General features: G+C 43.9%; 17 protein-coding genes. 9 read left to right on the top strand and 8 right to left on the bottom strand.

Annotated features, from left to right (window positions below):
* The first annotated feature begins 54 nt into the window (after nucleotides 1–54).
* The 4 genes from BS333_RS12070 (at nucleotide 55) to BS333_RS12085 (ending at nucleotide 2,189) form a co-directional block, all read left to right on the top strand.
* Nucleotides 55–150, top strand: a complete 96-nt coding sequence (locus tag BS333_RS12070) for a hypothetical protein (protein ID WP_010450401.1) — start codon at nucleotides 55–57, stop codon at nucleotides 148–150.
* A gap of 90 nt (nucleotides 151–240) precedes the next feature.
* Nucleotides 241–1,170, top strand: coding sequence for an aspartate carbamoyltransferase (pyrB, locus tag BS333_RS12075; protein ID WP_021709316.1), 930 nt, complete (start codon nucleotides 241–243; stop codon nucleotides 1,168–1,170).
* 16 nt (nucleotides 1,171–1,186) lie between these two features.
* A complete protein-coding gene (gene pyrI, locus BS333_RS12080) occupies nucleotides 1,187–1,648 on the top strand; it encodes an aspartate carbamoyltransferase regulatory subunit (protein ID WP_021709315.1) in 462 nt (153 codons plus the stop codon).
* Between the two features lie 151 nt (nucleotides 1,649–1,799).
* Nucleotides 1,800–2,189: a RidA family protein gene (locus BS333_RS12085; RefSeq protein ID WP_021709314.1), complete on the top strand. Its 390-nt coding sequence runs from the start codon at nucleotides 1,800–1,802 to the stop codon at nucleotides 2,187–2,189.
* Between the two features lie 160 nt (nucleotides 2,190–2,349).
* Here the strand turns inward: BS333_RS12085 and BS333_RS12090 are convergent, their stop codons facing one another.
* The 8 genes from BS333_RS12090 to mlaF form a co-directional block, all read right to left on the bottom strand.
* Nucleotides 2,350–3,075, bottom strand: coding sequence for a 1-acylglycerol-3-phosphate O-acyltransferase (locus BS333_RS12090; protein WP_021709313.1), 726 nt, complete (start codon nucleotides 3,073–3,075; stop codon nucleotides 2,350–2,352).
* A gap of 196 nt (nucleotides 3,076–3,271) precedes the next feature.
* Nucleotides 3,272–4,540, bottom strand: coding sequence for a UDP-N-acetylglucosamine 1-carboxyvinyltransferase (gene murA, locus BS333_RS12095; RefSeq protein WP_021709312.1), 1,269 nt, complete (start codon nucleotides 4,538–4,540; stop codon nucleotides 3,272–3,274).
* 10 nt (nucleotides 4,541–4,550) lie between these two features.
* Entirely contained in the window at nucleotides 4,551–4,805 is a 255-nt protein-coding gene (gene ibaG, locus BS333_RS12100; protein ID WP_021709311.1) for a BolA family iron metabolism protein IbaG, read from the bottom strand.
* Nucleotides 4,806–4,808: 3 nt separating this feature from the next.
* Nucleotides 4,809–5,129 (bottom strand): STAS domain-containing protein, encoded by a 321-nt coding sequence (locus BS333_RS12105; RefSeq protein ID WP_033003598.1) that lies wholly within the window; start codon nucleotides 5,127–5,129, stop codon nucleotides 4,809–4,811.
* 2 nt (nucleotides 5,130–5,131) lie between these two features.
* On the bottom strand, nucleotides 5,132–5,770 hold the full coding sequence (mlaC, locus tag BS333_RS12110; protein WP_021709309.1) for a phospholipid-binding protein MlaC: 639 nt from the start codon (nucleotides 5,768–5,770) through the stop codon (nucleotides 5,132–5,134).
* Nucleotides 5,771–5,773: 3 nt separating this feature from the next.
* The gene (gene mlaD, locus BS333_RS12115; RefSeq protein ID WP_021709308.1) at nucleotides 5,774–6,271 is read right to left on the bottom strand and encodes an outer membrane lipid asymmetry maintenance protein MlaD; all 498 of its coding nucleotides are present in this window, start codon (nucleotides 6,269–6,271) and stop codon (nucleotides 5,774–5,776) included.
* A gap of 2 nt (nucleotides 6,272–6,273) precedes the next feature.
* On the bottom strand, nucleotides 6,274–7,065 hold the full coding sequence (gene mlaE, locus BS333_RS12120; protein ID WP_021709307.1) for a lipid asymmetry maintenance ABC transporter permease subunit MlaE: 792 nt from the start codon (nucleotides 7,063–7,065) through the stop codon (nucleotides 6,274–6,276).
* Complete coding sequence (gene mlaF / locus BS333_RS12125; RefSeq protein ID WP_021709306.1) at nucleotides 7,055–7,858, bottom strand: phospholipid ABC transporter ATP-binding protein MlaF; 804 nt, start codon at nucleotides 7,856–7,858, stop codon at nucleotides 7,055–7,057. The genes mlaE and mlaF overlap by 11 nt, the downstream gene beginning before the upstream one ends.
* A gap of 381 nt (nucleotides 7,859–8,239) precedes the next feature.
* Here mlaF and BS333_RS12130 point away from each other — a divergent pair, with 381 nt between their 5' ends.
* The 5 genes from BS333_RS12130 (at nucleotide 8,240) to lptB (ending at nucleotide 12,147) form a co-directional block, all read left to right on the top strand.
* A complete protein-coding gene (locus BS333_RS12130) occupies nucleotides 8,240–9,205 on the top strand; it encodes a calcium/sodium antiporter (protein WP_021709305.1) in 966 nt (321 codons plus the stop codon).
* Between the two features lie 119 nt (nucleotides 9,206–9,324).
* Nucleotides 9,325–10,296, top strand: a complete 972-nt coding sequence (locus BS333_RS12135; RefSeq protein ID WP_021709304.1) for a KpsF/GutQ family sugar-phosphate isomerase — start codon at nucleotides 9,325–9,327, stop codon at nucleotides 10,294–10,296.
* Nucleotides 10,297–10,381: 85 nt separating this feature from the next.
* Complete coding sequence (gene lptC, locus BS333_RS12140) at nucleotides 10,382–10,945, top strand: LPS export ABC transporter periplasmic protein LptC (RefSeq protein WP_021709303.1); 564 nt, start codon at nucleotides 10,382–10,384, stop codon at nucleotides 10,943–10,945.
* Nucleotides 10,926–11,420 carry a lipopolysaccharide transport periplasmic protein LptA gene (lptA, locus tag BS333_RS12145; RefSeq protein ID WP_021709302.1) on the top strand — a complete coding sequence of 165 codons (495 nt, stop codon included), beginning with the start codon at nucleotides 10,926–10,928 and terminating at the stop codon, nucleotides 11,418–11,420. The genes lptC and lptA overlap by 20 nt, the downstream gene beginning before the upstream one ends.
* A gap of 1 nt (nucleotide 11,421) precedes the next feature.
* Nucleotides 11,422–12,147 carry an LPS export ABC transporter ATP-binding protein gene (gene lptB / locus BS333_RS12150; protein WP_021709301.1) on the top strand — a complete coding sequence of 242 codons (726 nt, stop codon included), beginning with the start codon at nucleotides 11,422–11,424 and terminating at the stop codon, nucleotides 12,145–12,147.
* Nucleotides 12,148–12,156: the final 9 nt, after the last annotated feature.

Here is a 12,156-nt window from a genome sequence, read left to right on the forward strand (position 1 = left end):
GCGCTAGCAAAAGTTAAGCGTATAATCTTCGGCAATTTGTCTGAGGATTACGAAATGACCAAGCTGATTGCTGACGTAAAAACGCGATTTGCTCTAGCTAAGCGACTACGCTTACGTGCGGTTATTTTTGTTAATTCTATTGAATTTTAAAACCTCCCCATTTGGGGAGGTTTTTTTATGTCCAAAATTCAATCATGGTGAATTTTGGAGATAGTCACTACTGTTATAGGGAAGAAGATCATGGCGAACTCGCTTTATCAGAAGCACATCATCTCTATTCCAGAGCTTTCGCGAGAAGAACTGGAACTTATTGTCAGCACTGCAGGTCAGCTTAAACAAGACCCTCGCCCCGAATTAATTAGTAATAAGGTCATCGCGAGCTGCTTTTTTGAACCTTCAACTCGAACTCGTTTGTCTTTCGAAACAGCGATTCAACGCATTGGTGGGGATGTCATCGGTTTTGACAATGGCGGCAACACTTCACTGGCAAAAAAAGGAGAAACACTGTCTGATTCGGTACAGGTGATCGCTTCTTACGTTGATGCCTTCGTAATGCGCCATCCACAAGAAGGAGCCGCACGTTTGGCTTCAGAGTTCTCTAATGGCGTGCCAGTAATCAATGCTGGAGACGGTGCCAACCAGCACCCAACGCAAACCTTGCTCGACCTTTACACCATTGCTGAAACGCAGGGTCGCCTAGATAATTTAAACGTCGCATTTGTTGGTGACCTAAAATACGGCCGCACCGTGCACTCTTTGACTCAAGCATTAGCAAAATTCAAAAACATTCGCTTCTTCTTTGTGGCACCAGAAGCGCTCGCCATGCCTGAATACATCTGTGAAGAGCTAGACGAAGCAGGGATTCAATACAGCCTCCACACTGACATGGAAAGCGTCATTCCTGAATTAGATATTTTGTACATGACACGCGTACAGAAGGAACGCTTTGACGAATCTGAGTACGCACACATTAAGTCTGCTTACATTCTAACAGCTGCGTTATTAGAGGGCGCTCGTGAGAACCTAAAAGTCCTTCATCCTCTTCCACGCGTTGATGAAATCACCACGGATGTGGATGCAACACCACATGCGTATTACTTCCAGCAAGCCGAGAATGGCGTGTATGCTCGCCAAGCCTTATTGGCATTGGTTCTTAACCAAACACTGTAATCGAGGGAGACAAACCATGACCAAAGAAACTCAATTGCAGGTAGAAGCTATCAAAAATGGTACCGTTATTGACCATATTCCTGCTCAGATTGGCATTAAAGTACTCAAGCTTTTCGATATGCATAATTCATCTCAACGAGTCACGATTGGCCTTAATTTGCCTTCTTCAGCTCTGGGTCATAAGGACCTGCTGAAGATTGAGAATGTGTTTATTAGCGAAGAACAAGCCAATAAACTCGCTCTATATGCACCTCATGCCACCGTCAATCAAATCGAAAACTATGAAGTTGTCAAAAAGCTGGAACTCGAGTTACCAGAGAAGGTGAATAATGTCTTCGAATGCCCTAACAGTAACTGCATTACACATAATGAGCCCGTTATCAGCAGCTTCCAAGTCTTCGAGAAAAAAACAGACATTCGCCTGAAGTGTAAATACTGCGAAAAAGTGTTTGCGCGTGAAATCGTGACCGAGCGCTAAACTCAAGTATAAAGAGGCCTACGCACCCTACTTTAAGAATCTCAATAACTTGATCAACGCTCCGTTATCTACGCGTGCTTGCCCTTTACCTAACAGGGATTTAAGGGCACACTGAAGTCACAGACTCTCTAACAAACAATGGAATACACTCATGACCAAAGTACTTCACACGGAATCTGCACCTGCAGCAATTGGCCCTTACATTCAAGGTGTCGACCTTGGCAATATGGTCCTAACTTCAGGCCAAATCCCAGTGAATCCAGCGACAGGTGAGGTCTCCACAGACATCGCTGAGCAAGCTCGCCAATCCCTAGAAAATGTAAAAGCGGTTGTTGAAGCGTCAGGACTTAAGGTCACTGATATTGTAAAAATGACAGTCTTCGTTAAAGACCTTAATGATTTCGGCACGGTCAACGAAGTGTACGGTAAATTCTTTGATGAGCACGATGTAACACATTATCCTGCACGCTCTTGCGTGGAAGTTGCACGCCTACCAAAAGATGTTGGCATCGAGATTGAAGCCATCGCAGTACGCAAGTAATCGCAATAGCAAGCGAACTGGCATAAAAAATGGGTAGCTCTGATGCTACCCATTTTTATTGCTTCTTTTATTGATCCAGCGTTACTACTCACATTGCTAATAATAATATTGCTACTAACAACATTGCTACGGATAGTATTGTGGCAACTCAGTCACCAGCTTAAGCTTGGTTACGCTGTTTTACTTCTGCATCTAAGGCTTCTAACTTGGCTTCCATTTGCTCACGGCACAAGTTAGCTAACTCACGAATGCCTTCTTTTCCATAACCGTCAGTACTAACTGGTGGCAGCATTTCGACAATAACGTGCCCATTATTCCAACGACTAAATTTAATCTTATCCGTAGAGCTGCAAACAATCGGGATAATCGGAACTCCAGCACCAATAGCAGCATGAAATGCCCCAGTTTTAAAAGGCAGTAAGCCACGACCACGTGACCGCGTGCCCTCAGGGAACATCCATACGGATACATCACTTTCTTTAATGCTGTTGATGACTTGATCAATGGTTCCTTTCGCCTTAGAGCGATTACCTCGATCAATCAGGATATTACCAGTTAACCAGTACAACTGCCCAAACAGTGGCATCCAAGCTAGGCTTTTTTTACCCACTGTGACCACTTTGGGTGTCACTGCTGAAGATACAGTAAACATATCCCAGTTGTTCTGGTGGTTAGCAATATAGACATGCTGACCACGCGAGTAAGCGTCTTCAGGGATACGTAGCTCAAGTTTAATACCAAACACGCGTGACATTTTGGCAAACAGGCGACCAAAGGTGAAAACGTGTTTAGGGTTTCTCGGGCTGAGTAAACAATACCCACAACCACCAATAAACATCACAATCGCAAAGATTGCGATGGCCAATACACGTAAAAGTGTAATCATTGTTGTGCTCCAAAAGTCGGCTTTAGCCTTATACAACCATTATCTCGAGTGATATCGCTTTGAATCAAACATCTCACGTCACTCGGGCATACCCTCTTTTTACTCAAATCATCGATAATAAAAAATGGAGTCGATGACATAAAAAAGCCGAAACTCGGGTTTCGGCCTTCTTGCTACCAAGTCAGTGTTAAGCAGTTTAACTTGCTTCAGTCACTCGCTCAATATTTGCACCAAGAGCAGATAGTTTGTTCTCTATCTTGTCGTAACCACGATCAATATGATAAATACGATCAACGATGGTTTCGCCTTTTGCAATACAGCCAGCAATAACCAAACTTGCTGATGCACGTAGATCCGTTGCCATCACTTGTGCACCACTTAAAGAGTCTACATCGCCACAGATAACCGTATTACCTTCGATTTCTGCTTTTGCCCCCATACGCATCAATTCTGGTACGTGCATAAAACGGTTTTCGAAGATGTTCTCAGTAATAACACCACCGCCTTTTGCCATCATATTGAGCAACGTAAATTGTGCTTGCATGTCTGTAGGGAAACCAGGATGTGGCGCAGTACGAATGCTCACGGCTTTCAACTCACGATCCGTCATATCAACAGAGATCCAATCTTCACCCGTTTCAACTCGTGCTCCAGCCTCTTCTAGCTTAGCGAGTACGGCTTCAAGTAGATGAGCGTTGGTGTTATGACAAGTCACTTTACCACCAGATACTGCCGCTGCGACTAGGAATGTTCCGGTTTCAATACGGTCTGCAACCACATTGTGCTTGCCACCACCTAAGCGTTCAACACCCTCAATCGTGATGGTATCCGTGCCTGCTCCAGAGATTTTGGCCCCCATAATGTTGAGGAAATCTGCCGTGTCTACGATTTCAGGCTCACGCGCTGCGTTATCTAGCGTTGTCGTTCCTTCAGCAAGTGCAGCAGCACACATTACCGTAATCGTTGCACCAACGCTGACTTTATCCATCACGATGTGTGCACCCTTTAAGCGGCCGTCTACTTCTGCTTTAACATAGCCATCTTCTAGAGTGATGGTGGCACCAAGCTGCTCTAAGCCAGTGATGTGAAGGTCAACAGGGCGAGCACCGATGGCACAACCGCCTGGTAAAGAAACTTGACCTTGACCAAACCTTGCGACAAGTGGACCTAATGCCCAAATAGAAGCACGCATGGTTTTAACTAAATCATATGGCGCACAGTATTCATTAATTCGACTTGGATCAACGAGAACTGAACAATCATTGCGGCTAACGTCGGCACCTAAGCGCTTAAGCAGCTCCATCGTTGTATCGATATCACGAAGATTCGGTACATTGGCAACTTCAACTGGCTCTTCAGCCAAAATTGACGCAAATAAAATCGGCAGTGCCGCATTTTTGGCACCAGAGATGGTCACATTACCCGAAAGCGGTTTATCTGACCCAATAACTCGAAACTTTTCCATCAAAAAAACCTTAAAGCGACATTAGCTTTTTGTTGCGAGCCCACTCTTCAGGAGTAAAGGCTTTAATCGATAGTGCGTGAATGTCATTACGCTGAATGTAATCCATCAGAGGACCATAAATTAATTGCTGCTTTTTAACGCGGCTCATTCCATCGAAACAAGCATCAACAGCAACCACCTCATAGTGGCTACCTTCACCTTTTACGTGCACTTCTTCAAGGTTTAGTGCTTCTTCTAGTAACTGTTGTACTTTTGCGCTATCCACAATTTACCTCTGATAATTCTGTATATGCTTGGCCACAAGCGACTCAACATTACTCAATTGAAATAATGTGCGCAGTTGCTCAGGCACGAAACTCAGCATTATATGACAGTTTTTATTTTTTGCATGCTCTATTAGATGGATTAACATCACCATACCTGCAGAGTCGATGCGCTCTACCCTTTCTAATGAACACTCAAACTCTGTTTGTACCGGCTGCCAAGCTTGGGCAACTTTCCATAACTCTGGAACCGCTTGATGATCGAGTGCTCCTGTAAGCTTAAGTATGTCCGGCTGCAAATGCCACTGGGTATGAGATTGACTCATCACTATTTCGCCTCAAAACGGATTGGCTGAGCGGCCAGCTTTTCAAGGTCTTTGGCTGCAACAAGGATGCCTTTTTGGCGAATTGTTGAATTCCATTCCGCCTGCTTACTGGACAACAGGCTGATGCCTTCCGCGACCATATCAAAGGCTTGCCATTCTCCACTCTTCTTATCCTTGCGAAGTTTGAACTCCAGTTTAATGTTTGGTCGTGGCGCTTCAATAATATCAACTTTAATACTGGTGATGCGTTTAGACGGATCGAGTTTTACTTCTGGGCCAAACTGGATTTTCTGGTCAGAATATTGAGTCAGCACCTGTGCGTATGAAGTCACTAAGTAAGCACGAAAAGCAGTGATAAATTCACCCACATCTTCTCGTTTTGCCCCTTTTAAATTAGGGCCTAATAACTTTAATGCGGCATAACGATAATTGACATAAGGCATCAACTCTTCTTCAACAATGACTTTAAGCTCATTAGGATCTTGCTTGATGGTATCTTGTTCTGCTTTGAGACGCTCGAAAGTCACTTCAGCAACCTCTTTCATCATCTGATACGGCTGAGTTTTGTCGATTTGTTTGGCTGCTAATGCACTTGTGGTTGTAAACATTGCAATAAAAGAAAGTAAGATTCTTGAAAACATGGGTTATTCCTCACTTTTCGCATCAGATTTGTCAGAGCCACCAATGCTGTATAATACTTGACCAATAAGGTCTTCTAATACTAGAGCTGACTTAGTATCTTCGATAACGTCACCGTTAGTCAGCATCTCTTCATCATCAAAAACAAAGCCTGGCACCAAGCCAATATATTGCTCACCTATAAGCCCAGAGGTCAAGATCTGTACACTTGATGTCTCTGGAAACTGATGATAATTACCATTGATTGATAAACTCACAACAGGAAGAAGAGTTTCTGGGTTTAACGAGATATCACTGACTCGCCCAACGACCACACCACCAACTTTAACCGGTGAGCGCACTTTCAAACTACCGATGTTGTCAAATTCAGCTTTTAAAGTGTAAGTATTTCCAGAACCCAAGTTCTTCACGTCAGCAACTTGAAAAATCATCACAAGAATTGCACAAATTCCTGCCAAGACAAAGCTGCCAACCCATAATTCAGTTTTACGTGTTTGTTGCATGATTAATTCCCAAACATCAATGCGGTCAGTACAAAGTCTAGCCCGAGTACCGCTAAAGAAGAATGCACTACAGTGCGTGTTGTAGCTCGACTGATTCCTTCCGAAGTAGGAATCGCGTCATAACCATTAAATAAAGCGATCCAAGTTACCGTAATCGCAAAGACAAAACATTTGATTAAGCTATTACCAATGTCTTGAGCTAATTCTACCGACGATTGCATCGCCGCCCAAAAGCTGCCGTGATCAACCCCTTTCCAATCAACACCGACGAGCTCTGCACCCCAAATGCCTATCGCCATAAAAATCATCGCCAGCAATGGCATTGAAATGGCTCCTGCCCAAAAACGAGGGGCAATCACCCGTTTTAAGGGGTCAACAGCCATCATCTCTAAGCTAGACAACTGTTCCGTTGCTTTCATTAAGCCAATTTCAGCCGTCAATGCAGAACCAGCTCGGCCGGCAAACAATAATGCGGTCACAACCGGCCCAAGTTCTCGCAGTAATGACAGCGCAACCATCTGTCCAAGGCTACCTTCGGCACCATAGTCAACCAAAACGACATAACCTTGTAGGCTCAGTACCATACCGATGAACAAACCAGAAACAACGATTATCGCTAAAGACTGTACTCCGACTGAGTACAATTGCTTAATCAGTAGTGGTAAGTTTTTCAGTGGTTGAGGTCGGGAAAGCAAGGCTCCGAGCAACATTAACGTCGCTCGCCCAAAGGCTTCACAGATGGCTAAAGTTCGTCGCCCTAATGAAGCAACAAATTGAAGGAAACTATTGACCATCAAATAAGTCCTTTTCAATACTTTTTGCAGGAAAACGGAATGGAACGGGACCATCGGCGTCCCCTTGTAAAAATTGCTGTACACGAGGATCTGGGTTTTCTCGGAGTGCTTGAGGCGTACCGCTGGCGATAACTTTACCATCAGCCATTAAGTAAACCCAATCCGCAATGCTCATGACTTCAGGCACATCGTGAGAAACAACGATAGACGTCAGACCCAAAGCGCGATTCAGATTACCGATCAACTCAACAAGAACTCCCATCGTAATCGGATCTTGTCCAACAAAGGGTTCATCATACATAATCAAACCAGGATCAAGAGCGATCGCTCGAGCTAATGCAGCCCGACGAGCCATACCACCGGAAAGCTCGCTAGGCATTAATTGAGCAGCGCCACGCAACCCAACAGCTTCGAGTTTCAGCAACACCATAGTGCGGATGAACTCTTCTGATAATTCGGTGTGTTCTCGTAAAGGAAAAGCAACGTTATCAAACACATTCAAATCTGTGAATAATGCTCCCGATTGGAACAGCATGCTCATTTTTTTACGTGCTTGATACAGCTTTTTACGCGATAACTTCGGTATATTATCTCCATCAAACCAAATTTCACCTTGGTCTGGATAAAGCTGCCCACCGATCAAGCGTAACAGGGTTGTTTTTCCTATCCCAGAAGGCCCCATAATCGCCGTCACTTTGCCTTTAGGGACATGGACGTCAACACCATCAAAGATCTTGCGTTCTCCGCGTGAAAAGGTCAGGTTTTTAACGGTAACTAAATCGTTGTTCGACATACTACCTCTTTTGCAGCTCGTGAACCGTTTTCACCGATATTCTCTTTTGGTGAAATCATGTTTACCCTCGCGCTATTAACTCAAGAATATATCAAAGTGCCGTCAGTGCACTTATTTTAGGCGCCCATAATAAGCACTTCGTACGTGAATTAAAAGCACTGTTCAATTAATCCGGAGCGCCAAATTGGCTCAACATTCGCCAAAATTCGACCAATAGAGTGAAATTGATCACAACAATCCCTTACTTAAGTCCCTTGAAAAAGGTTCATGTGCACTCGCCAGATACAAAGAATTTATTTACTGTATAGCTTCCCTTTTGCCTGACAAAAGGTCAAAATTAGCGGTTACTCATACTACTTATTTAACTGTTTAGGAATCATCATGCTCGAAGCCATTGCTTTGCTTATTGTCGGTCTTATTCTACTTGTTTGGAGTGCAGACAAATTGGTTTATGGTTCTGCTGCCTTAGCACGTAATGTCGGCATTTCCCCCCTTGTAATTGGCATGACCATTCTTGCTATGGGTTCTTCTGCTCCAGAAATGATGGTCTCAGCAACGGCCGCTTGGGATGGCAAGACAGATACTGCTGTCGGGAATGTGCTTGGCTCCAACATCGCAAACATTGCTCTGATTTTAGGTATTACCGCACTCATCAAACCACTGACTATTAATTCTGCGGTCATTCGTAGAGAGCTTCCGCTCATGATTGCGGTTACGATTCTGGCAGGTATTTTACTTTGGGATGATCATCTAGGATTTTATGAAGGCATACTGTTGTTTGCTTTGTTTGCCGCGTTTCTTTACATGATGTTAAAAATCAGCCGCCAAGAGCAAAAGACTGGCGATAGCTTTATCGAAGAGCAAGAATCAGAAATCCCACAAGATGTCAGCAATCGCAAAGCGTTAATGTGGGTCGTCTTCGGCCTTATTTTGCTGCCTTTAGCTGCGGGTATGCTCGTCGATAATGCTGTGATCATTGCCAAATACTTTGGGATGAGTGACTTGGTGATCGGTTTAACCATTATTGCTATTGGTACCAGCCTTCCTGAACTCGCGGCTTCTCTTGCTGGAGTACTCAAAGGGGAAGATGATATGGCCGTTGGTAATATTATTGGTTCCAATGTGTTTAACATTTTGGCGGTCATGGGACTGCCTGGCATCATCAACCCCTCCGCTTTAAGCGAATACGCAATGGACCGTGACTTTTGGGTCATGCTAGGGGTTTCATTACTACTTGTCGTTATGTGCCTAGGTAAATCACGCAGTGTAAATCGCCTAGAAGGCTTTATCTTGCTAGTATGTTTCTTGGGTTACCAAGCTTATTTGTTAACGAACATGACCGCTTAATAAGCTAGCACGGCCGTTTCATTGAGTAAAATGGCCACTTAATTAACTATACCATTGAATAAATTAATAAAAGCACCAATATAAAAACAAGACCACTAATGATAGATTGGAGTACTGGTATGCCAACTCAATTTGATTTTTGCTCTGCAGCGAAGCAAGTGCTAGATATCGAAACTCAAGCACTTAAGCAGCTAGGGCAGTATTTTGATGCTCAGTTTGAACAAGCCTGCCAGTTAATTTTATCCCATCGTAACAAAGTCGTTGTTATGGGCATGGGCAAATCTGGGATCATTGGTAATAAAATCGCCGCCACCCTCGCCAGTACAGGTACTCCTGCATTTTTTGTCCATCCTGGTGAAGCCGCACATGGTGATCTAGGAATGATCGGTCGCGATGATATTGTTATCGCAATTTCTAACTCGGGTGAGTCTTATGAGATCTTATCTCTTTTCCCAGTTTTAAAGCGTATGAACATCAAAGTCATCAGTATGACAGGTAAGCCCGAATCCAGTATGGCTAAGCTCTCCGATATACATTTGCAAGTGTCCGTGCCGAAAGAGGCGTGTCCATTAGGTTTGGCGCCCACCAGCAGCACTACTGCCACATTGGTGATGGGAGACGCTCTCGCTGTTGCGCTGCTACAAGCGAGGGGATTTTCTACCGAAGATTTTGCCTTGTCTCACCCTGGTGGGGCTTTAGGCAGAAAGCTGTTGCTCAAACTGGCCGATATTATGCATTCTGGAGAGGCTTTACCTAAAGTGGCTCCCAACGCCCTTATTCGCGATGCGTTACTTGAAATATCTGAGAAAGGTTTGGGAATGACCGCTATTGTCGACGAACACGATGCTATGCTTGGTATATTCACAGATGGAGATCTACGCCGAACCTTGGACAAGCGGATTGATATCCACAATACCGCAATCAGTGAAGTGATGACCCAAAACCCGACCACGGCACATCCAGACATGCTGGCTGTAGAAGGGGTAAACTTGATGCAAGAAAAAAACATTAATGCTCTGATTTTGTGTGACCAAAACAAATTTGTTGGTGCCCTAAACATGCATGACCTCCTAAAAGCAGGAGTAATGTAGCTTTTCATCCTTGAAAAATAACGTAATTTTAACAGATTAAAACAATAGACAAGGAAGTACACCGCTAAGATAAAGGCCTTTATTTATGAGCTTTACTCGCAGTATTTATCTGCTCTTGTTAGTCATTGTTGCTTGGTGTGGTTACTACTTATTCGCTCCCAGCACGAACGATGCTACTCAAATCGCATCAGATACAGAACAACCCATCTTCAGTGGTCATAAGTTAGAAAATATCACTTATGGCAAAGATGGGCTTCGTAGTTACTCGATCCAAGCAGAAAAGTTGGATCATTATTCAGCAAGCGGTGAAACTATTTTTGCTCAACCGACACTAATGGTTTACCGTGAAGGAAGCACTCTTGAGTGGAAAATGTCCGCAGTCAAGGCCGTTCTCGATCAACAAAAAGTGTTGACGCTTTATGATGATGTCTTGATGCAGAATCTATTACCCGATGCTAGCTTCAAAACGCTATCTACCGACAAAGTGGTTATTAACTTGACCAGTCGTGACTTTAAAGCCGATCAAAAAGTGAAGTTGCTCGGTCCAAAATTTGAAACTACTGGAGGCGCAATGCACGGCAATCTAAAAGCCAACACTGCGACTCTCACTGATGAAGTTCAAGGTCGATATGAAATCGTTACACCTTAGCCTGTTGGCTCTGATTTTTGTTACTCCTTATTCTCTGGCGCTAAAGTCAGATACTAAACAGCCCGTCTATATCAATTCAGACACCCAGCAGGTGGACATGAAAACCAATCGTGTCATTTTCAAAGGGTCGGTGTCTCTCAAACAAGGCAGCATTAACATCGATGCTGCGAAGATCGTCGTCACACGCGATCCAAAAACAGAATCTATTCAACAAATTCAAGCCTTGGGTTCACCTGCTACATTCTCACAACTGATGGAAGATGGTAAAACCTTAAGCGGTCAAGCTAATCAAATTAATTACCGTATCTCAACCGATGAATTGACCATGAAAGGACAAGCGCAGCTTAAACAAGATGGCAATACCATCCAAGGTTCTTCTATTCGTTATCAAATTGGCCAACAAAAGCTGGTTGCTGATAGCTCAAAGAGTGAACGAGTGACAACCGTGTTACAACCAAATCAAATCGAGAATTAATATGGCAATACTGAGCGCAAAGAACCTCGCAAAAAGTTACAAGAAGCGCAAAGTGGTATCTGATGTTAGCCTCGAAGTAGGCTCAGGCCAAATTGTCGGCTTATTGGGTCCCAATGGTGCAGGTAAAACGACTTCTTTTTATATGATTGTCGGCTTGGTCCCACGCGACGAAGGTACAATCCGCATTGATGATCAAGATATTAGTATCCTACCAATGCACAGCCGTTCACGATTAGGCATTGGTTATTTGCCACAGGAAGCGTCTATTTTCCGAAAGCTGTCAGTAGAAGACAATATCATGGCCGTTTTGCAAACTCGCCAGGAACTGACTCGTGAAGAACGTCAAGATAAGCTCGAAGACTTACTAGAAGAGTTTCATATTCAGCACATTCGTAGTAGCGCGGGAATGGCCTTATCCGGTGGGGAGAGGCGTCGCGTAGAAATTGCTCGAGCACTTGCCGCCAACCCAAAATTCATTTTGCTCGATGAGCCATTTGCTGGGGTTGATCCTATTTCTGTTAATGATATCAAGAAAATAATTGAGCATTTACGTGATCGAGGTTTGGGCGTTTTAATTACCGACCATAATGTTCGCGAAACGCTGGATGTCTGTGAAAAAGCCTATATTGTTAGCCAAGGTCACCTGATTGCTTCAGGAACTCCGGACGAAGTTCTCAATAACGAGCAAGTGAAACAAGTTTATCTCGGAGAACAATTCCGTCTATGATTACATAAG

The organism is Vibrio azureus, assembly GCF_002849855.1.
Taxonomy (GTDB): Bacteria; Pseudomonadota; Gammaproteobacteria; order Enterobacterales; family Vibrionaceae; genus Vibrio; species Vibrio azureus.

What these genes read in the sequence shown, in the direction of transcription:
- BS333_RS12070 (WP_010450401.1), top strand. Translation starts at nt 55, where the DNA reads ATGACCAAGCTGATTGCTGACGTAAAAACGCGATTTGCTCTAGCTAAG.
- BS333_RS12135 (WP_021709304.1), top strand. Translation starts at nt 9,325, where the DNA reads ATGCCAACTCAATTTGATTTTTGCTCTGCAGCGAAGCAAGTGCTAGAT.
- lptB (WP_021709301.1), top strand. Translation starts at nt 11,422, where the DNA reads ATGGCAATACTGAGCGCAAAGAACCTCGCAAAAAGTTACAAGAAGCGC.
- mlaD (WP_021709308.1), bottom strand. Translation starts at nt 6,271, where the DNA reads ATGCAACAAACACGTAAAACTGAATTATGGGTTGGCAGCTTTGTCTTG.
- BS333_RS12085 (WP_021709314.1), top strand. Translation starts at nt 1,800, where the DNA reads ATGACCAAAGTACTTCACACGGAATCTGCACCTGCAGCAATTGGCCCT.
- pyrB (WP_021709316.1), top strand. Translation starts at nt 241, where the DNA reads ATGGCGAACTCGCTTTATCAGAAGCACATCATCTCTATTCCAGAGCTT.
- pyrI (WP_021709315.1), top strand. Translation starts at nt 1,187, where the DNA reads ATGACCAAAGAAACTCAATTGCAGGTAGAAGCTATCAAAAATGGTACC.
- murA (WP_021709312.1), bottom strand. Translation starts at nt 4,540, where the DNA reads ATGGAAAAGTTTCGAGTTATTGGGTCAGATAAACCGCTTTCGGGTAAT.
- mlaC (WP_021709309.1), bottom strand. Translation starts at nt 5,770, where the DNA reads ATGTTTTCAAGAATCTTACTTTCTTTTATTGCAATGTTTACAACCACA.
- lptC (WP_021709303.1), top strand. Translation starts at nt 10,382, where the DNA reads ATGAGCTTTACTCGCAGTATTTATCTGCTCTTGTTAGTCATTGTTGCT.
- mlaF (WP_021709306.1), bottom strand. Translation starts at nt 7,858, where the DNA reads ATGTCGAACAACGATTTAGTTACCGTTAAAAACCTGACCTTTTCACGC.
- BS333_RS12090 (WP_021709313.1), bottom strand. Translation starts at nt 3,075, where the DNA reads ATGATTACACTTTTACGTGTATTGGCCATCGCAATCTTTGCGATTGTG.
- BS333_RS12105 (WP_033003598.1), bottom strand. Translation starts at nt 5,129, where the DNA reads ATGAGTCAATCTCATACCCAGTGGCATTTGCAGCCGGACATACTTAAG.
- BS333_RS12130 (WP_021709305.1), top strand. Translation starts at nt 8,240, where the DNA reads ATGCTCGAAGCCATTGCTTTGCTTATTGTCGGTCTTATTCTACTTGTT.
- mlaE (WP_021709307.1), bottom strand. Translation starts at nt 7,065, where the DNA reads ATGGTCAATAGTTTCCTTCAATTTGTTGCTTCATTAGGGCGACGAACT.
- lptA (WP_021709302.1), top strand. Translation starts at nt 10,926, where the DNA reads ATGAAATCGTTACACCTTAGCCTGTTGGCTCTGATTTTTGTTACTCCT.